Annotated in this window: 16 protein-coding genes; 14 read left to right on the forward strand and 2 right to left on the reverse strand. The window is 36.0% G+C overall.

Annotation, left to right across the window (positions count from 1 at the left end):
- The first annotated feature begins 86 nt into the window (after nucleotides 1–86).
- Nucleotides 87–1,442: an efflux RND transporter periplasmic adaptor subunit gene (locus tag HMPREF9333_RS03685; protein ID WP_005539884.1), complete on the forward strand. Its 1,356-nt coding sequence runs from the start codon at nucleotides 87–89 to the stop codon at nucleotides 1,440–1,442.
- A 139-nt stretch (nucleotides 1,443–1,581) separates the two neighbouring features.
- Nucleotides 1,582–3,930 carry an ABC transporter permease gene (locus tag HMPREF9333_RS03690; RefSeq protein WP_005539887.1) on the forward strand — a complete coding sequence of 783 codons (2,349 nt, stop codon included), beginning with the start codon at nucleotides 1,582–1,584 and terminating at the stop codon, nucleotides 3,928–3,930.
- 140 nt (nucleotides 3,931–4,070) lie between these two features.
- On the opposite strand, the gene HMPREF9333_RS03695 is transcribed toward HMPREF9333_RS03690, so the two are convergent.
- Nucleotides 4,071–4,601, reverse strand: coding sequence for a DUF4364 family protein (locus HMPREF9333_RS03695; protein ID WP_005539890.1), 531 nt, complete (start codon nucleotides 4,599–4,601; stop codon nucleotides 4,071–4,073).
- A 286-nt stretch (nucleotides 4,602–4,887) separates the two neighbouring features.
- Here HMPREF9333_RS03695 and HMPREF9333_RS03700 point away from each other — a divergent pair, with 286 nt between their 5' ends.
- From HMPREF9333_RS03700 to HMPREF9333_RS03720, 6 genes are read left to right on the forward strand one after another with little or no spacing between them, the layout of a single operon-like run.
- Nucleotides 4,888–8,565: a DUF5717 family protein gene (locus HMPREF9333_RS03700; RefSeq protein ID WP_040882149.1), complete on the forward strand. Its 3,678-nt coding sequence runs from the start codon at nucleotides 4,888–4,890 to the stop codon at nucleotides 8,563–8,565.
- Between the two features lie 42 nt (nucleotides 8,566–8,607).
- Nucleotides 8,608–9,840: a DUF5716 family protein gene (locus tag HMPREF9333_RS03705; protein WP_005539894.1), complete on the forward strand. Its 1,233-nt coding sequence runs from the start codon at nucleotides 8,608–8,610 to the stop codon at nucleotides 9,838–9,840.
- Nucleotides 9,831–10,643, forward strand: a complete 813-nt coding sequence (locus HMPREF9333_RS03710) for a ferredoxin reductase domain-containing protein (RefSeq protein ID WP_005539896.1) — start codon at nucleotides 9,831–9,833, stop codon at nucleotides 10,641–10,643. Before HMPREF9333_RS03705 ends, HMPREF9333_RS03710 begins: the two co-directional genes overlap by 10 nt.
- A gap of 30 nt (nucleotides 10,644–10,673) precedes the next feature.
- The gene (locus tag HMPREF9333_RS03715) at nucleotides 10,674–13,331 is read left to right on the forward strand and encodes a valine--tRNA ligase (RefSeq protein ID WP_005539897.1); all 2,658 of its coding nucleotides are present in this window, start codon (nucleotides 10,674–10,676) and stop codon (nucleotides 13,329–13,331) included.
- Nucleotides 13,332–13,339: 8 nt separating this feature from the next.
- Nucleotides 13,340–13,486 carry a hypothetical protein gene (locus tag HMPREF9333_RS13055; protein ID WP_005539899.1) on the forward strand — a complete coding sequence of 49 codons (147 nt, stop codon included), beginning with the start codon at nucleotides 13,340–13,342 and terminating at the stop codon, nucleotides 13,484–13,486.
- Nucleotides 13,486–14,814 (forward strand): tetratricopeptide repeat protein, encoded by a 1,329-nt coding sequence (locus HMPREF9333_RS03720; protein WP_005539901.1) that lies wholly within the window; start codon nucleotides 13,486–13,488, stop codon nucleotides 14,812–14,814. Before HMPREF9333_RS13055 ends, HMPREF9333_RS03720 begins: the two co-directional genes overlap by 1 nt.
- A gap of 149 nt (nucleotides 14,815–14,963) precedes the next feature.
- On the opposite strand, the gene HMPREF9333_RS03725 is transcribed toward HMPREF9333_RS03720, so the two are convergent.
- On the reverse strand, nucleotides 14,964–17,588 hold the full coding sequence (locus HMPREF9333_RS03725; protein WP_040882241.1) for a transglycosylase domain-containing protein: 2,625 nt from the start codon (nucleotides 17,586–17,588) through the stop codon (nucleotides 14,964–14,966).
- A 131-nt stretch (nucleotides 17,589–17,719) separates the two neighbouring features.
- Between HMPREF9333_RS03725 and HMPREF9333_RS03730 the strand changes: the two genes are divergently transcribed.
- The 6 genes from HMPREF9333_RS03730 (at nucleotide 17,720) to HMPREF9333_RS03755 (ending at nucleotide 24,112) form a co-directional block, all read left to right on the forward strand.
- Complete coding sequence (locus HMPREF9333_RS03730; protein WP_005539904.1) at nucleotides 17,720–18,403, forward strand: IMPACT family protein; 684 nt, start codon at nucleotides 17,720–17,722, stop codon at nucleotides 18,401–18,403.
- Between the two features lie 247 nt (nucleotides 18,404–18,650).
- The gene (gene dapA, locus HMPREF9333_RS03735; RefSeq protein ID WP_005539906.1) at nucleotides 18,651–19,541 is read left to right on the forward strand and encodes a 4-hydroxy-tetrahydrodipicolinate synthase; all 891 of its coding nucleotides are present in this window, start codon (nucleotides 18,651–18,653) and stop codon (nucleotides 19,539–19,541) included.
- 31 nt (nucleotides 19,542–19,572) lie between these two features.
- Nucleotides 19,573–20,373, forward strand: coding sequence for a 4-hydroxy-tetrahydrodipicolinate reductase (gene dapB / locus HMPREF9333_RS03740; protein WP_005539907.1), 801 nt, complete (start codon nucleotides 19,573–19,575; stop codon nucleotides 20,371–20,373).
- A gap of 256 nt (nucleotides 20,374–20,629) precedes the next feature.
- On the forward strand, nucleotides 20,630–21,343 hold the full coding sequence (gene purC, locus HMPREF9333_RS03745; protein WP_005539908.1) for a phosphoribosylaminoimidazolesuccinocarboxamide synthase: 714 nt from the start codon (nucleotides 20,630–20,632) through the stop codon (nucleotides 21,341–21,343).
- Between the two features lie 24 nt (nucleotides 21,344–21,367).
- Nucleotides 21,368–22,798: an adenylosuccinate lyase gene (gene purB, locus HMPREF9333_RS03750; RefSeq protein WP_005539909.1), complete on the forward strand. Its 1,431-nt coding sequence runs from the start codon at nucleotides 21,368–21,370 to the stop codon at nucleotides 22,796–22,798.
- Nucleotides 22,799–22,831: 33 nt separating this feature from the next.
- On the forward strand, nucleotides 22,832–24,112 hold the full coding sequence (locus tag HMPREF9333_RS03755) for an adenylosuccinate synthase (protein WP_005539910.1): 1,281 nt from the start codon (nucleotides 22,832–22,834) through the stop codon (nucleotides 24,110–24,112).
- The last annotated feature ends 272 nt before the right edge of the window (nucleotides 24,113–24,384 follow it).

Raw genomic sequence — 24,384 nt, forward strand, 5'->3', positions numbered from 1 at the left:
ACAGCCACATAAAATAAATATTTAAAAATGTAATTGATTAATAAATTCCGTATTATATAAATTTGCAGGCGAAAGGAAATACCCAGATGGAAAAAAAGAAGGCACTAAAAGGGAGTTTAAACAAAAAGATAAAATTTATTGCAGCAGTATTATTAATAATACTGGCAGCTGCCGTTTATGTGGTAAAAAACGGCAATAAGGGTGTTGAAGTTGAAGTATATACGGTGGAAAACTCAGCTGTAAATGATGTTTATAAAGAAAGCGGTGTAGTTAAATCCGGAGATAAATATCATATAATTGCAAAAACTTCAGGAAGTATAAATGAAGTTTTAGTAAGTGAAAATACTCCTGTAAAAGCAGGAGATGTGCTTGTCAGGATAGACACAAGGGATCTTCAGTACCAGAAGGATTTAAAAAACAGCAGTATAGAAGCAAATATGGCAAAAAAAGAAGAAAGTGATGTAAATAAAGTTATGGCAACTGCACCAATTGAATATATAAACACTTTAAGACAAAATGTCGCTTCTGCTGAGGCTGCATTAAATGCTGCGAGAAATGATTATCAGGCAAAGCAGGCACTTTTTGATTCAGGTGCTGTATCAAACCTTGAACTTGAGGCTTCAAAATCGTCGTATGAATCTTCGAATGCGGCATATGAGTCTGCAAATACAAGATTGAGTCAAAGCAGTACATATCTTGAAAGTCTTAAAAAAGAGGGACTTACTGAGAAAGATATAAATAAAAAATTCTATGAAAGTACTCAAAAACAGCTTGATGCGGCAATAGCGGCAGATCAAACCTCTATAGAGCAGCTTGACAGGCAGATTGCAGACTGTGAAGTCAAGGCGGAATATGACGGTGTAGTGCTTTCAGTCGCTGCAAAAGATATATCAATGGTTTCAGCAGGACAGGAACTTGCAGTTATAAGTACCGATGCACACGGACAGTATAAGGTCGAAACCGATGTGCTTACAGATGTAATACCGTATCTTAATGTAGGCGATCCGGCAGAAATTGAGTTTGATATGAGAGGCACTAAAAAGACTGTTTCAGGAAAAATCAGTGAAATATATGATTTTGCAAATGAGGAGAAATCGGCACTAGGTCTTAAAGAATATCGTGTTAAAGTGCTTGTCGCACTTGATGAAAATACATCCGATGATATAATAAAAGACGGTTATGGTGTAAATGTAAAATTTAATTTATATAACAATGAAAATGTGGCAGCGGTTCCGATAGGTGCTGTATTTAAATATGATGAAAAGGATTATGTATTTAAGATTGTAGATAAAAAAGCGGTTATGTCTCCTGTAAATATAGATTATAAATCAGGTACGCAGGCAGTTATAAGCAGCGGACTGGATGTAGGTGATGTGGTCATAACCAATTCGGATAATGAGGATCTTGAAGACGGTGTAAGAGTAAGAATAAAAAAATCCTGATAATGATATGTCATTTTTAATTAAATCAGTCAGAGTTTTATTCACTGACATGCAGGAAATGCAAAATTCAAGGTATATAAAATTTAAGAAATACTAATAGTATTATCTATTATTTACAGCTATCTTAGGGAGTTATTAAATGAAATACTTTAGAAGAAATGTGTTTAGGGCTGCAAAAAAAAATAAAGGTACTTATATAGGTGCGACACTTATCATGGCACTAGGCATATATATATTTATATCAATGAATGATACTCTTATAAACCTGAGGGGCAGGATATATGAATACTATGAACAGCAAAATATGGCAGATATATTTGCCGAGGCGATATCGGTTCCTCATTCAAAAATCAAGGATTTTGAGAACATACAGGGCATAGAAAAAGCTTCCGGAGTTTTGTCGGCAGATATAAGGATAACAGGTGATGACATAGATGGTATAGTAAATCTGCATGTGCTTGGATATGCTCCTGATAATGATCTGAATAAGATAAGCCTTGAGCCTGATATAGCTCCTGAACATAACAGGATTTATGTAGGGAGGAAGATGCTTAATGCAAGGAAATGGAAGGAAGGGCAGCATATAAATCTTATAATTGAAGGTGAGAGCTATGATTTTATAATAGCCGGCATGGCACATGCACCTAATTATATATATTCAGTTCCTCCAAGCGGAGCGGTGGTATCTGACGGAAAGGATTATGATATAGCTGTAATGAATGCCGAAAAGCTTGAAAAGATGGTCGGAAAGGAAAAAATCGTAAATGAAATAGCCTTTAAACTGTCAAAGGATTATTCTTATGAGAAGCTGAGATATATTTTAACTGAAGAACTTGAACCTTATGGTTTAAAAAGCATAGTTTCCAAAGAGGATCAGCTAAGCTTTAATATGGTAAAGAGTGAAATAAAGGAGCTTATAACTATGGGGACAGTCATACCGGTTATATTTTTAGTGATGTCGGTATTTATGATGTATATAGTGCTTAAAAAAATTATAGATAATGACAGAAGCATAATAGGAACTATGAAAGCTATGGGGCTAAAAAATTTTGAGCTTATAAGTTCATACATGTTTCAGGCGGTTTTTATAGGCGTATTGGGAGTGATAATAGGCAGCCTGGCTGCACATCCTTTTGGAAAATATATGTTTGAAGAATATACCACCTTCTTTTCATTGCCTTCGGTAGAATATTATGACAGTTACAGCCTCAGGCTTTATGCTCTTATAGTAACACTTGCAGCAAGCATGATTTCGGTATTTTTTGGTGTAAGGGGTATAGCCGATATACAGCCGGCGGAAGCGATGAGACCTGCAGTTCCGGATATAAAACAGAATTTTACTGCTTTTGATAATATTGTAAAAAAATTTGGTGTAATGCATAAGATGGCGATCAGATCACTTTTCAGAAGCCCTTTAAGGACTTTTATAATATCCTTTGCGATAGCCTTTCCTTTTGCACTTTCGGCAGTACTGTTTTCTTCGGGGATTGCAATAAGCGCTCTTTTTTTATCACAATTTGATAATGTACAGAGATATGATGTAAAGGTATCACTTGAAAATTATACTTCAAGGACAAGGGCTGAGGATGCAGTTAGAAATATAGAGGGAGTGGCGGAGTATGAGGCGATAACTGAAATTCCGGTACTTATAAAATCTGTTAACAGGAGTAAATTTACTCTGCTTATGGGACTTCACAGCGGTTCGGATCTTTTAAGGATATGCAGTATTGATAAAAAAACTTACAACCCGCCGTCTGACGGACTTATACTAAATTCAAGGATCGCAGATGATCTTGGACTGAAAGAGGGGGATATAGCAGAAATAAGTACAAGTTATTTTCCGTTAAAAAAATCCTATATTCCGGTAGTTGATGTTATACAGGAAGGACTGGGGGGAGGTTGTTACATAGATATAAATTCTATAGGAAAATACCTGCCGGTATCAGATTTTTCAAATGCTATAATATTAAACACAGTAAGGGGGATGCAGGAGAATGTAAAGAGGGAACTTATAAATACTTCATTTATATCAGCCTATTCAGACAGTAATGAATTGCTTAAAACCTATAAGTCAAGGATGAAAAATGTGGCATTTATGGTAAATACATTTATATTTATGACACTGCTTGCAGGAGTTATACTTATATATAATATATCACTTATAAATATAAGAGAACGTCGGACCGAATTTGCCACACTTAAAATTATGGGAATTACAGATACTGAAATTAATCAGATGATATTTGCAGAACAGGTTGTATACATGCTTGCGGGACTTGTAATATCTCTGCCGCTGCTTAAAGGCTTTAAGTGGCTTATGGAAAATCTTATGCTTTCAGATTCCTTTACTGTAAGGCTGGATATGCCGGTGTCATCATATATAAAGGCATTTTTATTCTGTTTGACTATGTTGTATATATCAGGACGTGCAATTATAAAAAATATAAAAAAAATAAATCCTACAGACAGCTTAAAAGAGAAAGGCTAGATTTAACTCCATATAGCGGATATAAAATTTTTCCTTACAGATAAAATAATAAATACAGATGAAATAATAAATTAAAAACACATTTAAAATATATTAAAAACAAAGGTGAGCTTTTCAAGTCATAAGGCTTGAAAAGCCCATTACTCTTTGTCAAAAAGCTTTTTAACTACATATTGATATATATCATTGCTTGCATTTTTCCAGTTGCCGCATATAAGTTCGGCACTTTTTGCATCAGGAACGGACAGATCCATGCTTATAAGTATATCTTTACCTTCTCTGACTTCGCAGTGGGCGATAAAGCCCGGGGCGGTTGATTTATAAAAATTTGCAGTTATATTTGACTCATCTCTGAGTTTTACTTTATTTTCTTTTAAAAATTCATTTGCATCTTCAAGTATGGCACCGGGAATTCTTTTTCCGAAATATTCAAGTGTCTCTTCTCCGGAATTCGTTATTACATAAAATGAAGCGTTGTGTGAGGTGGTATTTTGCGTAATAAGTTCAGTTTCCTCAAGTTCAGATATGACCTTCTGCAATGTGAAAAAATCAGTATACTGATGTCTGTTTACAAAAAAATCAAGTAGCTGGGATGTACTTAAAGGGAATGTTACATGATGGAGCATGTACAGTATTATAAGTTTATATAGTGTTTCAGTTTCAGATAACATAATATGTATTTTGCTGCATAGTCAGATATTTTAAATTATGCAGTTATTACCTCCATGAATATTTATTTTATGAACACTTAGTTTCTTAAAGATTTATTTTCTGATTTATTATTAATAAAATGCTATTGATACAGGATTGTTACAGCTTCGCTTCTCGCAGTCCTTGCAAAAATATTCATCAGGCATAGTATGAAGCCGTATATTCACAGCGTAAATACCATACAACAATATCATACCAACATTAATCTTTTAATTCAAGCGATTTTATGGTAGAATAGCAGAGAGTATGGGAAATTGTAAAATATTACGTTTTCCAAATAAAATAAATCAGCAGACAGGTGAGTATATGAGAGAGAAAATAAATCGCCTCGCCAATGGAATAATAGAAAACGATACACCTAAGATAAGTATAAATCCTGAAAACATTGACATCGCAGTACAATATACACAGGATGCCAATATACAGATAGATATAATAAGTGAAAATAATATACCTATAAAAGGGCTTGCCTACTCAAATAATCCTGCAGTAAAGATACTCACTGCGAAATTTGGAGGCATTACAGCTCATGTATATGCGGAAATTGACAGCAGGTATTTAGGAGCCAAGGAACATATAGAGGGTGAAATATCACTTATAACAAATGGGGGCGAATACAAGATCCCTTACAGGTTCAGGACATTTGGCGGTCTGACAGGAGAAACACTAAAAAAACTCAAAACAATAGAAGATTTTATGATAATAGCGAAGGAAGATCCGGAAACGGCACTTCGCATTTTTGAATATAAGGATTTTACATCAGCTTCATTTATGTATGATATGAAGTTGAGAGCGTTATATGAAGGACTTACAAAAAGACCTGACGGGTATAACTGTCTTGAACAGTTTTTAGTGGCTGCCGGGGCAAAGATGCCTGTTAAGCTTATATTTGAAAAAAACAGATATGAGATTACCTATACCGATGAAGAAAATGAGTATACCATACCCATAAAAAGAAGTGGCTGGGGATACCTTAATATAAAGGTAAGCTCGGACTCCGGATTTATAAAAGTAAAGGATAAAGTTATAAAAGACAGTGATTTCGATTTTAATAAATACGATTGTATGCTGGAATTTGTAGCGTCAAAGCTGCCACGCAGCAATAGCAGTGCGGTCATAAGTTTTGACAGTGTTGACTCATATTATGAAGTGGTTATAGATGTAAAGAGGAAAATTGCGGAAAAAAGACCCGGAAAGGCTCTGATGTATAAAAAGCATCTGCTCAACTATATAAAATATCGTTTAAGATATGAATATGAGCAGAATGAAAGACTTATAACAATGATGCTTGATGAGCTTGATAAAATCTATCTAATTACTGATAACAGGCTCAGGATAAAGCTGCTTAAGGCGGAAGCACTCTATCTTAAAGGAGAAGAATATCTTGCGAGAGCGGTGCTGCTTGAAGAAAAAGACAATGTGAGAGCACATAAGATAGATCAGCATTATGAATACATATTGTTTGAGTATATAAGTCTTATGCTTGAGGAGATGGCAGGGCAGAGAGAATTTTTTGTAAAACAGGTAAGGGGACTTATAAAAGACGGTTTATATGAATACCTGCCGTTTTTAATAAATACCGATACGGCATTTAAAAATAGCAGTGCACTTATGTATGAGATGTTTAAAGAAGCCTTTGAAGCAGGGGTTAGAAGTCCATTTTTATATATACATTATTGCAGGCTTTTAAATAAAAACCCGGATTTTATGCATGAACCGTCAAAACTTGATCTTGCGGCACTTGATTTCGGTTCAGATGCCAGACTGCTTTCAGAGAGGCTTATAAGCGAAACGGCATTGAAGATGAAAAAGATAAAAAAATTTGATAAAAGAACTTTTATTCTTCTTAAAAAGTTATATATACAGTCAGGCGCAGATAAAGAATTGCTTAGTGCCATATGCCGTCTTATTATAAAGTCAGGCATAAGGGATAAAAGTCTGCATAAATGGTTTGAGCTTGCCGTAAAGGAGGACATTGGAAACAAACAGCTTTTAAATGACACTGCCGCCTATACGCAGGATGATGATAACAGCGTATTTGAATATTTTATGCATACAGTACCTTATGATTATGCCGATCTTATAAATGAAAAAGTGCTTACATATTTTATAACACATCATCATGTACTTGATGCAAATGAGAAAACAATTCTTTATGGGAATATTATAAAATTCACAAAAAAAAGTGATATTCTATATATAAAATACCTTCCTCAGATGAAAAATTTCGTTTTTGAGCAGGTTTCTCAGCTTCGTATAAATGAAAGGCTGGCAGTTATCTATAAGGATATAATAAAACCGAATATGATTGACAAGCGTATGGCAAAATCTCTTATCACTATACTAAGTGCATATAGAATTGAGATACAGAGCAGGCTTGTAAAAACGGCAGCAGTCATTTATCCGGAACTTAAGGGAGAACATGTATATACATTTGATAAAATACATGCTTATGTGCCGGTATTTTCAGATAGGGCGGGGATTTTTCTTCAGGATGCCCAGGGAAACAGATATAATTCACTTAATATAAAAAAACAGAGTTTGCTTGATATGCCGGAAGTTAAGAAAGAGTGTGAAAGGCTTTATCCCGAGCACCTTTTGTTTGAACTTGCACAGATTTGGAAAACGCTTGATAAAACCGATCCTGAACAGCAGGAAACCGCACTTTTACAGGAAGCCGGAAAAGATGCCAATTTTTCGGATTTGTTTAAAAGCAGGATTTTATCAAAACTGCTTGAATTTTACCGGGAGGATAGTAAAAAACCGAGCGGTCCTGACATATGGGTAATTGAAGATAATTATAAATTTCTTCTTGATATAAATAAAAAAGACCTCAATGAAAGCGACAGAAGTATGATCTGTGAAACCCTGATTAATATAGGTTATGCAAAAGAAGCTTATGATATGGTGATGAACTATGGGTATGATATAGTAACAAGGTATAACCTGGCAAAGCTTTGCAAGATTATGATACTTGACAATGCCTTTGCAAATGAGGGACTACTAAGGACATCATTTCATGTTGTAATGGAGGGATATAATGATATGGCAATACTTGAATATCTGTGTAAGTATTTTAACGGAAGCACTGATGATATGTTTAGTTTATTTGAAATTTCTGTAAGTGAACATATAAATACCTATGACCTTGATGAGAGACTTATAGCACAGATGATGTTTACAGGCAACGGTACACATCTTGATCAGGCATTTGCATGGTATGTAAGCCGCAGGAAAGGTAATGATGTGCTTATAAGGGCATATTTTACAGTGAAATCGGCAGATTATTTCCTTAACGGCAAGGAGCTTCCAAAGAAAGTCTTTGAATACCTTGAAAATGCTATTTCAAGTACGCACGGTACAAATGAGATTCCTGTGATATACAAGCTTGCAACCACAAAATACTATTCCGAGCTTACATATATGGGAAGTGAAAGACAGGCTGCCGCTTCGGATATAATAAACAGCCTTATAGACAAGGGGCTTATATTCCCTTATTATAAAAAGCTTGCAAAATGGATACGGCTTCCTCAGGATATTAAGGATAAGGAGATACTTATATATTATGGAAACCGCTTCTCACTGCCTAAGCTTAAATCAAGGATATTGCCGGGAGACGGCGAGTTTAAGTCTGATGATCTGAGACGCATGTATATGGATATATTTATAAAAGAAAAACTTTTATTCAGCGGAGATATATGGGAATATAAAGTATATGAAGAGGAAGACGGAAAAGAAATCATAAAAGATTCGGGCAGTATAAGACATGAAACTGAGACCGATGACAATCTTCCCAGCAGATTTGAAAGACTTAATAAATTAGACCCGTCCTCAGGCGGAATGCCTGACTACGTTCTGAAAGAAAAATTTGAAGATTATATTGTTAAGGATGAGATCAGCAGGAACCTTTTCGGGCTTATGTAAGGTCTTATACTTGAAATAAACTGTATTTATAGGGAGGCTTATATGCCAGTGGTTTTTGGTATAGATATAAGTGATGAGGGCACTTCAGTAGCATCTGATAAAAATGATGAAGCGGTTAAATTTCCTACTGCCGTAGTTAAAGAGCGGGACAGTGATAGATGGATGATAGGTGAGCAGGCCTATGAAATGATGCTTGATAACAGAGCTTTAAAGACTGACAAGCTGTATACTATGATAATTAAAGGGAATATGGCTACTGTCGGTGAAATAAGGTATACTGCTCAAGAGCTTATGAAGATTTTCTTAAAGCTGGTACTTGATGAAACTACAAAGTTTCTTGGCAGCGGCTATCCTGAGTATATAGTTTTATCAATACCTTACATAGATGATAAAATAATAGAAAAATTCGTACAATGTTTTTTGCAGCTTGGATATGAAAGGGAAAAGATACATATAATAAGCAGGTGCGAAAGTTTTATATTTTATGTAATGAGCAAGAAAAAGGATATATGGAACAACCAGGTAGGTATGTTTTATCTTGCAGATTCAAATCTGCATTATTTTGAATTGAGGGTACAAAGAAGTGCCAAAAATACAGTTGTATATTCTGAAAGCAAGGAAATGGACGAAAGATTTAACCTCGGCATAATTAACAGCACATCAGGCAGCAGAATGGCTGACAGGATACTTACATCATGTGCTGAAAGGATGCTTGGAAAGAAGGTTTTTTCAACTATATTTTTAAGCGGCAAAGGTTTTGAAAAAACGGAATGGGCGGAGTCGTTTACAAAATATATATGTTCAAGAAGAAAGGTTTTTGCAGATGAAGATCTTTTTGCTAAAGGCAGTTGTATAAGAGGTTTTGATTTTGCTTCTAAAAAGCCTATATTCAATTTTAAATGTATATGCGATGGAAGGCTTGATACGGGGATTAATCTGAATCTTATAAAAAAGGATAATGAATACAGCTATGAGATAGCCTCTGCCGGAGACCTGTGGTGTGGAAAAAGTATAACTCTCAGGCTTATAGCTGATGGAAATCAGGATATTGAATTTATACTTTCACCTGTTGACATTTATAAAAACACAAGAATTATAAAGGTTCCTCTGGACTTTATGCCTAAACGTCCGTCTAAAACATTAAGGTTTGAGCTTGGCATAAGCTTTAAAGACAGTATGACTATGATTCTTGATATGAAAGATGTGGGCTTTGGAGATATATACAAGGCATCGCCGCAGTCGGCGGTACACAGGGAGGTGAATTTATGGGATTGATTTTATGTGAGGATATTGTTGCAGATAAACCGTACTATGTAGAAGAACTTGATATAAATATTTATAGTATTGAAGAGCTTGGGTACATACTTTATGAGCATCCTTTGCTTGTAATGGAGGATTTTATATCAACAGCACTTTTTGATTTTATAAAAACCGAATTAAAAAAGGAAAGCCTTGCAATTTCAATTGAAAAAATGTATGCTGAAAAAATCAGTGATGAAAATATAATAATTTATATACTTGAAACATTGGATTTTTATAAAAGCAGTGAGATTTCACGGTATAAGAATTTAATAACCAATTACAGAAAGCTTAAAAGAGTTGAATTTTTAAAAGCCAAGGCTGATTATATGTTCGGTATAAAAAGATACGGAAAGGCAATACGTTTTTACAGCATTATATGCAAGCAGCCTCCTGATAGAAATATAGCAGATAAATTTCAGGGTAAAATCTGGCATAATATGGGTAGTGCATATGCAAATCTGTTTTTATATGAAAAGGCTCTTGAAGCATATAAAAAATCCTTTGAATATCTTAAGGATAATGATATATTAAAAAAAATATATTTTCTTTCAAAGCTTGGAGAAGATGAGGTATTTACAGAATTTTTAGATGATAATGGAATAGAGAGCATTGATGCTTCATGGGATGAAGAGTATAACGAAACATTAAAAAAAGCTCTTGCTTCACAGCGTATAGATTACCTTGACAGTATAATGAAAAAAGATTCATACGAGAAAAGACTGCTTATAAATGAACTTGCAGCTGCATGGAAACAGGAGTATAGGAATATGCTGTAATTAATTTGATGTGAAAGGAATTTTAATTTTATGAAGGAACTTGATAAAACTTACAGCTCCGGTATAGAAGAGCGTATATATAAAAAATGGCTTGATAAAAATTATTTTCATGCTGATGTAAATACTGATAAGACCCCTTTCTGTATAGTAATGCCTCCGCCAAATATTACAGGACATCTGCATATGGGACATGCACTTGACAATACAATGCAGGATATAATAATCAGGTATAAGAGGATGCAGGGGTTTGAAACTCTATGGCAGCCCGGTACCGATCATGCCGCTATAGCTACCGAGGTTAAGGTTATAGATAAGCTTAAGGCACAGGGCAAAGATAAAAATGCCATAGGCAGGGAGGCTTTTCTTAAGGAAGCATGGGACTGGAAAGAGGAGTACGGTTCAAAGATAATTAAACAGCTTCACAGATTAGGATGCTCGGCAGACTGGCAGAGAGAAAGGTTTACTATGGATGAGGGCTGTTCTGATGCAGTGCTCGAATTTTTTATAAGACTTTATGAAAAGGGGTATATATATAAAGGTTCAAGGATTATAAACTGGTGCCCTGTATGTAAAACCTCTATATCGGATGCAGAGGTACTTCATGATGAAAGTGAGGGAAATTTCTGGTATATAAAGTATCCTGTCGCAGATATGGAAGGAGAATATGTTGAGATAGCGACTACAAGACCTGAAACTATGCTCGGAGACAGTGCGGTCGCAGTAAACCCGCATGATAAAAGATATTTACATCTTGTAGGCAAAATGCTTAGGCTGCCTTTAAGCGACAGAACTATACCGGTAATTGCAGATGATTATGTGGATATGGAATTCGGTACAGGCTGTGTTAAGATAACGCCTGCACATGACCCGAATGATTTTGAAGTAGGTAAAAGACATAAACTTGCTGAAATAAATATATTTAACGATGATGCCACTATAGATCTGCCGGGTTCAAAATATGACGGTATGGATAGATATATTGCAAGAAAGGAGATAGTAGCGGATCTTGAAAAAGCCGGTTTACTGGTTAAAGTAAAGCCTCACCTGCATAATGCAGGAACGCATGACAGATGTAAAACTGTGGTTGAGCCTATGATTAAACCGCAGTGGTTTGTAAGAATGGATGAGCTTGCAAAACCTGCTATAAAGGTAATAGAGGACAACAAGCTTAAATTTGTTCCTGAGAGCTTTTCAAAAACCTATCTCCACTGGCTTGAGAATATAAAGGACTGGTGTATATCAAGGCAGCTTTGGTGGGGACACAGAATACCGGCATATTATTGCAATGAATGTGGTAAAATCACCGTTGCAAAAAAAGAACCCGAACAATGCAGCTGCTGCGGAAAAAAAGCCGGATTTATGCGTGATGAAGATACACTTGACACATGGTTTTCAAGTGCATTATGGCCTTTTTCTACATTAGGCTGGCCTGATAAAACACCTGAATATGATTATTTTTATCCTACCGATGTACTTGTAACGGGTTATGATATAATATTTTTCTGGGTAGTAAGGATGGTATTTTCAGCACTTGATGAGACCGGAAAGGTTCCATTTGATACAGTGCTTATACATGGTCTTGTAAGGGATTCTCAGGGTAGAAAGATGAGCAAATCCTTAGGCAATGGTATAGATCCTCTTGAAGTTATAGACAAATATGGAGCCGATGCACTTAGAATGACACTTATTACAGGCAATGCCCCTGGAAATGATATGAGATTTTATTTTGAGAGGGTTGAAGCCAGCAGGAACTTTGCAAATAAGATATGGAATGCTTCAAGGTTTATAATGATGAATATGTCTCATATAGACACTGAGCATAAGATACCCGATACTCTTAAAACGGAGGATAAGTGGATACTTTCAAAAACTAATTCGTTAGTTAAAGAGGTAAGTGATAATCTTGATAAATATGAGCTTGGTATAGCACTTGGAAAACTCTATGATTTTACATGGGAAGAGTTTTGCGACTGGTATATAGAGATGGTAAAGCCGAGACTTAGAGAAAGGGAAAAGGACAGCATTTCTGCAGATAGTGCTTTATGGACATTAAAAACCGTATTAAGCGATTTATTAAAACTTCTGCACCCGTTTATGCCTTTTGTAACTGAGGAGATCTTTTGTAATTTAAATAATTTAAGTGAAGATGAGAGTATAATGGTTTCCAAATGGCCTGTATATGATGAAAAGCTTAATTTTAAAACTGATGAGGCTTCAGTGGAGGTTTTAAAAGAGGCGGTAAGAAAAGTAAGAAATATAAGGGCTTCAAAAAATGTACCTGCTTCAAAAAAGACCGCTGTATACATAGTATCTGATGATAATAAGCATTTAGATATATTTAAGGAGTCTGAAGGTATTTTTAAACACCTTGCATATGCAAGTGAGGTTGTACTTAAAAACAGTGCGGAAAACCTTGAAAAAGGATGTATCATGGCAGTGCTTGCAGGTATAAATATATATATGCCGCTTGCACAGCTTGTGGATATAGCTGAAGAAAAGCAAAGGCTTAAAAAAGAAGAGGGGAAGATTTTAAATGAGATACACAGGGCAGAGTCTATGCTTGTTAATGAAAAATTTACTTTAAAAGCCCCGGCAGCAAAGGTTGAAGAAGAAAAAGTTAAACTTGAAAAGTATAAAGGTATGCTTGGGCAGGTCAAGGAACAACTTGCTCAGCTTGAAAGTATTTAGGTGAGATTATGATAGATTTTGATGAAGAACTCAAGAGATTTATTCCGTCTCTTGAAATTTCGGAAGTTGAGGACAGTATTGTAAAAAATGATATAAACGATATAAATGATATTATAATGGAATTGCTCAGAAAGCAGGCTAAGGAGCAGTATTAATGGAGAAAAGCCGTTATATAAGATTATCTAACAGCTATTATAACCAAGGTCTTATTTATGCAAAGCAGAGAGACCTTTCAGCCTGTATCTCATGTTTAAAAAAAGCATTGTATTTAAATAAAAATAATATAGATGCACGAAATCTGCTCGGTCTTGTATATTATGAAATCGGTGAGGCGGCACAGGCACTTGTACAGTGGGTGATAAGTGTCAATTTAAAGCCTGATGACAATGTAGCTCAGAGATATATACGCAGCGTAAGGGATAAAAGCGGAGAGCTTGAAAAGGTGGCTGATGATATAAAAAAATACAATCAGGCACTTATGAATCTTAAAGCGGGTAATAGGGATCTTGCTATAATGCTTCTTGCAAGAGTGGCAGATTTTGCTCCTAATTATATAAATGTGAATTTGCTTTTATCTCTGCTATATATAGACAATGAAGAATATTCAAATGCTGAAAGATATCTTAAAAATGTACTTGATGTTGACAGGTATAATAATGTTGCCAGAAACTATATGCAGGCAATAAAGGAAGCCACAGCTGTAAACAGAAAAAAGAAGCGAGAAAAAAAAAGATTAAAAAATACCTATTCACATAGGAGTATATCGGATGATGAGGTTATAATCCCTAAAGGATATAATGACAGCATAGGTTGGCAGACAGTTTTAAATATAGGAATAGGTCTGCTTATAGGTGCTGCGAGTATATTTTTTATATATATGCCTGCAGACAGGGCAAAAATGACCGATTCACACAATAAGGAGCTTACGTTATTAGGTGAAAAGCTTAATGAATCCAATCTTAAAATAAATGATTTAACTAATTCCTCAGATGAGCTTAAAGCTGAGATTGACAGACTTAAAGAAAGTATGAATACGGTTGACGAGGAAACCGCCGATAAGATAGCACAATATCAGCTGCTTGCAGGTATGATAGATGCTTATAAGTCAGGAGATTATACAAATGCCGCAAATTTATATGCAATGATAGATGCAGATAAACTTATTGATATAGATGACGGTTCCGGAGTTTCGGCAAAAGCGATTTATAATGAGGTTTCAGGTTATATGACTTCAGAGGGTGATTCACTGGTGATGAGTCTTGGAGACAGTGCGTATAATTCAAGAAATTATGAGCTGGCTATACAATATTATGACAAGAGCCTTAAATTAAATCCTGCAAATTCAATGGCTTTATTTAAAAAGGCTCTTTCATATAAACAGCTTGGTGATGTACAAAATGCAAATGCTTTTTTTGAAGAAGTAATAGAAAAATATCCGAATTCGGAGGCGGCTTCATCGGCAAGACTTGAAAGAGGATATTGATTGTAGGGGCAAAATTGTAAAAATGTATGATTGGGCTGCAGCTCATTCTTTTTTGAGATATATTCTCTGCTTTTCAGAAAAAAATCGGAAGCGAATCTATGTTTATTGATTCACTTCCGATTTTTAGCGTTTTAGTAAAATCTTTATGATTAATTACTTTGATATCCTGGACCTTTCGGTATAGTAGGAGCCACTGTAATATTTGAATTATCCCCGTCATCCGGTCCCGGAGTACTTGACACGCCGCTGTGTATACTGCATTTTCCGGGCCATGAAAAATAGGAATCATCTGTTTGAGATTTGCTTCCTTCCGGAGTTTTTATAATAACTCTTGATACTATACGAGGACAATACTGTGTAGGTCTTTGACGTGAATCCGCACAAACTTCAATGCTTACATGGTGATCGCAGGTTTCAGAAGGTGCGGTGCCTCTTGCAAAATACTCAGTATAAGTGGCATTGCCTCTAGGGTCGTATTCACATACTCCGGGTATAGCAAGCTTTCCTGATTTACGGCATATAGTAACTTCCTCAATATCGGCAGGTTTTGTAAATCCGGGATCCTCCTTACCCTCATGCACTCTGGTCATAATTTTTTTCCATATATCCTTATGGTATGAGGTTCCTCCGTTTGCTGAGCTTAACTCCTGGTTTTGATCAAAACCGCCCCATACTCCTGCCGTGTAGTATGGTGTAAAGCCTACAAACCATATATCTCTGTTACTTGTTGTAGTACCTGATTTACCGGCACAGCTCATATTGTCAAGATGGGCTCTGGTGCTTGTAGAATTTACGCTTACACCTCCTCTTGCGAATTTTTTGTTTCCGACCATTGAACCTGCCATTGCATCCGTAAGCAGGAAAGCGGTACTCTCCTTGATTACACGTCTTGTTTCAGGATCACTTTTATATAGGATTTTTCCATTATGATCAAGAATTTCAGTAAACATAATGGGTTTGGTATACAACCCTCCGTTTGCTATTGTGGCATAGGCGGCACTCATATCAAGGTTGCTTACACCTTTTGTAAGACCTCCAAGTGCAGTTGCGGCGTTAAAATCAGTATCTGTAAGACTGCTTATACCGAATTTCCTTGCATACTCAACTCCGAGGCTTGGAGTTACGGTTTCCATAAGTGTTCGTACAGCAACTATATTCATTGAATAAATTATACCGTCCCGTATACTTGAATATCCTAAAAATCCCTGTGATGAGTACCAGTTTTGAAAGGTCTTTGTACCTACGGTATAGGGTTCATCATAATAAACACTGCCAAGCGTTTTACCGCAGGCATCTATGGCAGGTGCAAATGATACAAGGACTTTAAATGAGGAACCGGGCTGTCTGTATATGTTGCTTGCACGGTTAAGTGTAAGCGAACCGGTTTTTTTGCCACGTCCACCGCTAAGTGCTTTGACATAGCCGGTTGACTGCTCAATTAATACAAAAGATAATTGAGGTTCAAGTACAGCGTTAAATTTTTCTGCAATTACCTCATCACCCTCTTTTACAAGATAGGCTTTATAAGAATCCACATCCGCTCTTGCAGCTTCTTCACTTGGGTAAAGTCCGTCAAAACCGTCTTTCAGGACATCTTTGTGGTAACTCCTTAGGGTTTCGGTTGAATAATGTCTTGTTTCTCCATCAGCATGTTTTATTGATAGCCTTAAGTCTGCTGAAAATTTTGTAACAGGGTAGTTTTCCTGATTATTTACTTCTTCATCTACAATAGCCTGAAGGTTGGGATCTTGAGTGGTTTTTATAGTAAGACCGCCGCCGTATATAAGATTATGTGCCTGAGTATTTGAATAACCGAGCTTACTTACAAGAGTTTCCTGCAGCTGTTCGACTAATTCGTCAGTAAAGTAGCTATATGTATTTATAGACTGTCTTGCAACAAGATCGACATTTTGTATTCTGTCATATACATTATCATTTAATGCTTCTTCTTGCTGTTCTTTGGATATATAGCCCTGATCATACATATATTGAAGTATAATTTTTCTTCTTTTTTCATTGTTTTCTCTGCCTGATATAGGGTTAAACTTACTTGGATTTTTTGTTATTCCGGCAATTACTGTACATTCGGACAGTGTAAGATCTTTTACCTCCTTGTTGAAATATCTTCTTGCTGCAACCTTTACACCAAGGGTATTATTGCCTAAATTTATGGTGTTTAGGTAATTTGTCATAATGGTTTTTTTATCCATATTTTTTTCAAGTTCAAGGGCAAGATACTGTTCCTGAAGCTTTCTTTCAATTTTTGCACCTTTGCTCTTTTCACGTCCGCCGTTAAAAACATTATTTTTAATAAGCTGCTGGGTTATGGTAGAACCTCCGCCCAGTGATGATTTATTTGTTACGAGTCCTACAATTGCACGGATTATAGATCGGGTATCTATACCTTTATGCTTCCAGAACCTTTCATCCTCTATTGATACAAAGGCATTTACAAGATCAGCCGGCAGTTCGTCATAGACAGCTTCTTCACGGTTTGAACCTGCCATTATAAGTGTATCTGTAAGATTTCCTGCCGAATCATAGACATTTGTAGCAAAACCGAGAGGAACTATACTGTCTATATTTATCCTTGGAGTATTATGTATTATACCCATAAATACACCTGCACCTGCACCTGCCGCCATTACTACTATGGTAAGCAAAAGCATAAATATCATTTCACCGAGACTTAATATAAATTTATTTGCATATCTTTTACTTTTTGAGTATGATTGTTTAAGACGTTTGTCAGTAGTCTTTCTGCCGTAATTCATATATTTACCAGCCTTTCTAAGTAAACTTGACTTTTGCATTATACCAAATATAAAAAAAAAGTGCTATACTGTAATAGTGAATGAAAGAAAGATTTATAGAAATATTTAATAAAACATAAGGAAGGAATTTTGTGAAGAAAAGCGGTCCTGATAAAATCTTTGTCTGCTGCGGCAGCGGAAATGGTGAGATTATTGAAAAAAAATCACGTTTTATAGCAGCTGTAAGTCCTGCATATACACAGGCTGATGCAGAACATTTTATAGAGGGTATAAAAAGAAAGTACCGTGATGCGAGGCATAATTGTTATGCATATATCACTGATGAGGGTAGGATATGTCGTTTTTCCGATGATGGAGAGCCTGCAAAAACTGCTGGTGCACCTATATATAATCTTATTGCTTCAGGAAATATTATAAATGTATGCGTAACCGTTACAAGATATTTCGGAGGCATACTGCTTGGTACAGGTGGGCTTGTAAGAGCCTATACCGATGCTGCTGTTAAAGCGATTAAATCAAGTACTATACTTGAAAGGCATGAGGGTTTTATGTTTAAAATAGAAAGTGATTATGATTATTTCGGTAAAATGCAGCATACCGCTTTAAATCAGGGAATATATATATACGACGTGGAGTATACTGAAAATATAACCGTTACTTTTATTGCAGAAGCTTCAAAAAAACAGGCATTTATAGACAGACTTGCAAATGAAAGCAGCGGACGCATACGGGTAATACTTGATGAAAAAAAGTTTTTTGTAGAAAAAGGAGGCAGTGCTGCAGAATTATATCCCTTATACAGGGGGGAGACTTAATATAACTCTATTTCAGTGTATAGATGCATAAATATTTTGTTTAACACATATCATTTACGAAATTTAATACATATTGTTTTATAAATATTTTCTCAGAAATACTCTAAATACTTAAATGAACTGTATAATTATAAATATAATATTAAGTTTAATAAACATTTAACATGTTATTGACCATGCTTTATATTTATTGTAAAATATTTATATACTTTTTGCGGCAGAATTTTATAAAGCAGGAGGAAATTTTATGCCAACAATTTTTGAGGGAGCAGGTGTGGCACTTATTACACCATTTTTGGAAGACGGGAGTGTGAATTATAAAAAGCTTGAGGAATTAATTGAAGAACAGATAAGTGAAGGAACAGATGCTATAATATCATGCGGAACCACGGGTGAAGTGTCAACGCTTACTCATGATGAACAACTTACAGTTATAAAAGAAACTATAAAAATAGTGGACAAAAGGGTTCCTGTAATAGCCGGGACCGGTTCAAACTGTACGAAAACAGCAGTAATGCTTTCGAAAAAAGCACAAAGTTACGGTGCCGACGGGCTGTTGATAGTCTCTCCTTATTATAACAAGGCGACACAGGGCGGTCTTATAGCTCATTATACAAAGATAGCGGAAAATGTTGATATACCGATACTTTTATACAATATACCCGGAAGAGCCGGCATTGCACTTGCACCTGAAACAATAGCATATCTTGTAAAGAATGTAAAAAATATAGTAGGGGTAAAGGAAGCCGGAGGAGATATATCGGTAACTGCGAAGATATTCAGGCTCTGCAGAGACACCGTTATAGATGTATACTCAGGAAATGATGACCAGAATGTCGCTATTATGGCACTTGGAGGTAAGGGAGCGATTTCGGTGCTTAGTAATATTGCACCAAAAAAAACAAGCATCATGTGTCATGAAGCCATTGACGGCAATATAAAAGAGGCGGCAAGGCTTCAGCTTGAGGCACTTGATGTAATAAACAATCTGTTTATAGAGGTAAATCCTATACCTGTAAAGGCAGCCATGAATCTGTTAGGCAAGGAGGTGGGTAAACTCAGGCTTCCGCTTACCTATATGGAGAAAGAGCATCTTAGTATACTTGAAGAGTCTATGAAAGAATACGGATTGCTTTAAATATTTTAAATTAAGTGCTGATGAGGTTTTTATGTTAAATATAGTATTATATGGCTGCAACGGGGCTATGGGCAGAGAAACCGGCAGTCTTATTTTTGAGGAAAAAGATGTATGCGTATGTGCCGGGGTTGACGGCATGATTAAAAAAGATCAGACTGCTATGCCCTATATGAATTATCCGGTATTTAAATCACTTTATGAGATAGATAGCTGCATTATTGATAAGGCTGATGTAATTATTGATTTTTCAACTGCACAGGCGGCAGACAGCCTGCTTGATTTTGTTGAAAAAAAACACATTCCGCTTGTTATGTGTACTACCGGACTTAAGTCCCGGCAGTTAAAGAAAGTTGAAGATATTTCTTTAAGTTCTCCTATACTTCGTTCTGCAAATATGTCTCTTGGAATAAATCTTTTAACGAAACTTGTGGCTGAGGCTGCAAAAACATTGTATGATTCAGGCTTTGATATAGAAATTATTGAAAAACATCACAGGAGAAAACTTGATGCACCTAGCGGTACGGCACTGCTGCTTGCGGATTCGATAGATGCTGAACTTAATAATAGACTTGGATATATATATGACAGAAGCGGCAGACATGAACCCAGACATAATGATGAAATAGGTATAAGCTCTGTAAGGGGGGGAGGTATAGTTGGTGAACATGAGGTTATATTTGCAGGCATGGATGAGGTTGTATCAATTAAACATACTGCATTTTCAAGACGGATATTTGCGCAGGGAGCATTAAAAGCGGCAATTTTTCTGCTTTCAAAATCAAATGGTCTTTACAGTATGAATGATGTCATAAATTCTTCTTATAATGTGTAGTATCAGGTATGAATATTTATATCCGGTTTTATTGCATGAGGGATAAAAATGTATTATAATCATCAACTGAAAAAACATAATACAGCTATGCAGACAGTGCCGGTTCTAATGAAATAATATTGGAATTATCATTTTATACTGTGTACGGCTGTACTTAAAATCGCATAGGAATGACACAAAGTACCGGCGATTTTTACATTAGAAAACACTTATTAAGTGTTTATAAAAATCTAAAATGTACGAAAGGAAATAAAAGATGGAAAAGCTTGAACAATTATATGAAGGAAAAGCAAAAAAGGTATTTAAAACGGACAGCCCTGATGTACTGATAGTATCATATAAAGATGATGCCACGGCATTTAACGGTGAAAAGAAAGGGCTTATAGTTGGAAAAGGTGCTATAAATAACCGTATGACCAACCATATCTTTAAAATTCTTGAGGAAAAAGGGGTTCCTACGCATTATATACAGGAATTAAATGACAGAGAGACCGCAGTTAAGAAAGTGTCGATAGTTCCGCTTGAAGTCATTATAAGAAATTATGCTGCAGGAAGCTTTTCAAAAAGAATGGGTGTTGAAGAAGGAGTTAAATTTAAAACACCTATACTTGAATTTTCATATAAAAATGATGAGCTTGGAGATCCTTTTATAAACGGATATTATGCAATTGCCATGAACCTTGCCACACAGGAGGAGATTGATAAGATTGCGACATATGCTTTTAAAGTAAATGAAGTACTTATAGAATATTTTGATAGCCTTGGCATAGATTTAATAGACTTTAAGATTGAATTTGGAAGGTATGGCTCAAATATAATACTCGCTGATGAGATCTCTCCGGATACATGCAGACTCTGGGACAAGCAGACACATGAGAAGCTTGATAAAGATAGATTCCGCCGTGATCTCGGCAATGTTGAGGATGCCTATAAAGAGGTATTTAAAAGGCTTGGAATAGAAAATAAATAGAAATTACTTGAAAGGTTTCAGTTTATGCATGATAAATATATAAGTCCTTTATCTGAAAGGTATGCAGGGAAAGAAATGCAGTATATTTTTTCGCCTGACAAAAAATTTAAAACATGGCGCAGACTCTGGATTGCACTTGCAAAGGCAGAAAAAGAGCTTGGTTTAAATATAAGCAGCGAACAGATTGAAGAGCTTGAAAAATTTAAGGATGATATTAATTTTGAAGTTGCAAAGGAGCGTGAAAAAATTGTACGTCATGATGTTATGAGCCATGTATATGCTTACGGAGTTCAGTGCCCTAAGGCAAAAGGCATAATACATCTTGGAGCTACGAGCTGCTATGTAGGAGATAATACTGATATAATACTTATGGATGAGGCTTTAAAGCTGGTCAGAGTAAAACTTGTAAATGTCATGTATAAACTTAGCAGATTTGCTCTTAAATACAGGGATCTGCCTACACTTGCATTTACACATTTTCAGCCCGCACAGCCTGTTACTGTGGGCAAAAGGGCATCACTCTGGCTTAATGATCTTCTTATTGATTATGAAGATTTATGTTATGTTATTTCAGGACTTAAACTGCGTGGCTGTAAAGGGACTACAGGTACACAGGCTTCATTTTACGAGCTTTTTGAAAAAGATGACTTTAAAGTTAAAAAGCTTGATAAGCTTGTAGCACAGTATATGGGCTACAATTCATGCTATGCGGTATCCGGACAGACCTATTCAAGAAAGATTGACAGCAGAGTGCTTAATGTGCTTGCAGGCATAGCACAGTCTGCCCATAAATTTTCAAATGATATAAGACTGCTTGCACATCTTAAAGAAATTGAAGAACCTTTTGAGAAAGACCAGATAGGTTCATCGGCGATGGCATACAAAAGAAATCCTATGAGAAGTGAAAGAATGGCATCACTTTCAAATTTTTTAATAAGCGATGCGTTAAATCCTATGATTGTGGCTTCAACACAGTGGTTTGAAAGGACACTTGATGATTCGGCAAATAAAAGGCTTTCAATTCCTGAGGGATTCCTTGCTGTTGACGGCATACTGAATCTATATCTTAACATACTTGACGGAATAGTTGTATATCCTAAGGTAATAGAAAAAAGGCTTGGTGCGGAGCTTCCTTTTATGGCAACTGAAAATATAATGATGGCTGCAGTAAAAGCCGGAGGAGACAGGCAGGAGCTCCATGAAAAGATTAGAAAACTTTCTATGGAGGCAGGCAGAGTAGTGAAGGAAGAAGGAAAAGAAAATAATCTTCTTGAACTTATAGCTGCCGATAAGAGCTTTAACTTAAGTATTGATGAATTGAAAAGAGAAATGGATGCATCAAAGTATACAGGACGAAGTTCCAAGCAGGTTACAGAATTTATAGAGGAATATATAGAGCCTGTTTTAGAGGAATATAAAGATAAGCTGGGTATGGATGTCCGGATTGATATCTGATTAATATGTAAATATATAAATGAGGGAAAAAAGATGGTAAGAGCAATAGTCGGCGCAAATTGGGGCGATGAAGGCAAGGGAAAGATAACCGATATGCTTGCACAAAAAGCGGATATAATAGTACGCTTTCAGGGAGGGAGCAATGCAGGGCATACTATAATAAACAATTACGGTAAATTTGCACTTCACCTCCTGCCGTCAGGGATTTTTTATGATCATACAACAAGTGTCATAGGCAACGGTGTTGCACTTAATATACCGTATTTTATAGAGGAACTTGAAGGGGTAATAAGCAGGGGGATACCAAAACCGAAGATACTTGTATCCGACAGAGCACAGCTTTTGATGCCATACCATATATTACAGGATACCTATGAGGAGGAAAGACTTGCCGGCAAAGCATATGGTTCTACAAAATCAGGTATAGCGCCTTTTTATTCGGATAAATATGCCAAGATAGGCATACAGGCGGCTGAACTCTTTGATGATAGGATTTTAGATGAGAGAATTGAAAAAATATGTCTTTTAAAAAATGTTTTATTTAAATATCTTTATAATAAACCTGAAATTGATAAAGCAGAGCTTAAAGATACCATGCATTCCTACAGAGATATGATAGCTCCGTATCTATGTGATACTGCCGCTTTTTTGAATAATGCTATAAATGAGGGAAAGGATATTCTGCTTGAGGGGCAGCTCGGTTCATTAAAAGACACTGATCACGGTATATATCCTATGGTAACCTCATCTTCCACCCTTGCTGCCTATGGGGCAGTGGGAGCAGGTATACCGCCTTATGAGATTAAAGAGATTATAACAGTGGTTAAAGCATATTCAAGTGCGGTAGGCGGAGGAGAGTTTGTAACCGAAATTCCGGATAAAGCACAAGCCGATGAGCTTAGGATAAGAGGCGGAGATAAGGGTGAATATGGTGCAACCACCGGACGACCGAGGCGCATGGGCTGGTTTGATGCGGTGGCAAGCCGTTATGGCTGCCGAATCCAGGGTGCAACCTGTGTTGCACTTACTGTAGTTGATGTGCTTGGTTATCTTGATAAGCTGCCTGTATGTACAGGGTACGAAATTGATAATAAGATTGTGTATGATTTTCCTCCTTCACCGCTTCTTAAGAAAGCAAAACCGGTTTATGAATATTTGCCGGGATGGAAATGTGATATAAGAGGGATTAAAGACTATAAAGAACTTCCTGAAAACTGCAGGCGGTATATTGAATTTATAGAAAAACAGATAAAAATCCCGATTACTATGGTAAGTAACGGTCCGGGCAGAGATGAGATAATTTACAGGAAATGATTTATATGGTTGTACGGATATTTTCCCGGACTCTGCTTAGGCTGCCGATTCGAGACCATATCGGTCTTGAGACTATGTTTAAATAAAAAGCATTTTATTTTCCTAAGTAGAGCAGTATTGTGAAGATTCCGTAAAAAGTGTTATACATATAATCGCTTTACTTTAGTAGAAATGTAAGTAAAAATTAATAAAAGTAAAGTTTTATTACAGAAAGTGTAAGAAAAATGTACTGGAAATAATCTGCATTATAATTTATAATTTCACAGTAAAAA

It is taken from the genome of Johnsonella ignava ATCC 51276 (assembly GCF_000235445.1).
Lineage (GTDB): Bacteria > Bacillota > Clostridia > Lachnospirales > Lachnospiraceae > Johnsonella > Johnsonella ignava.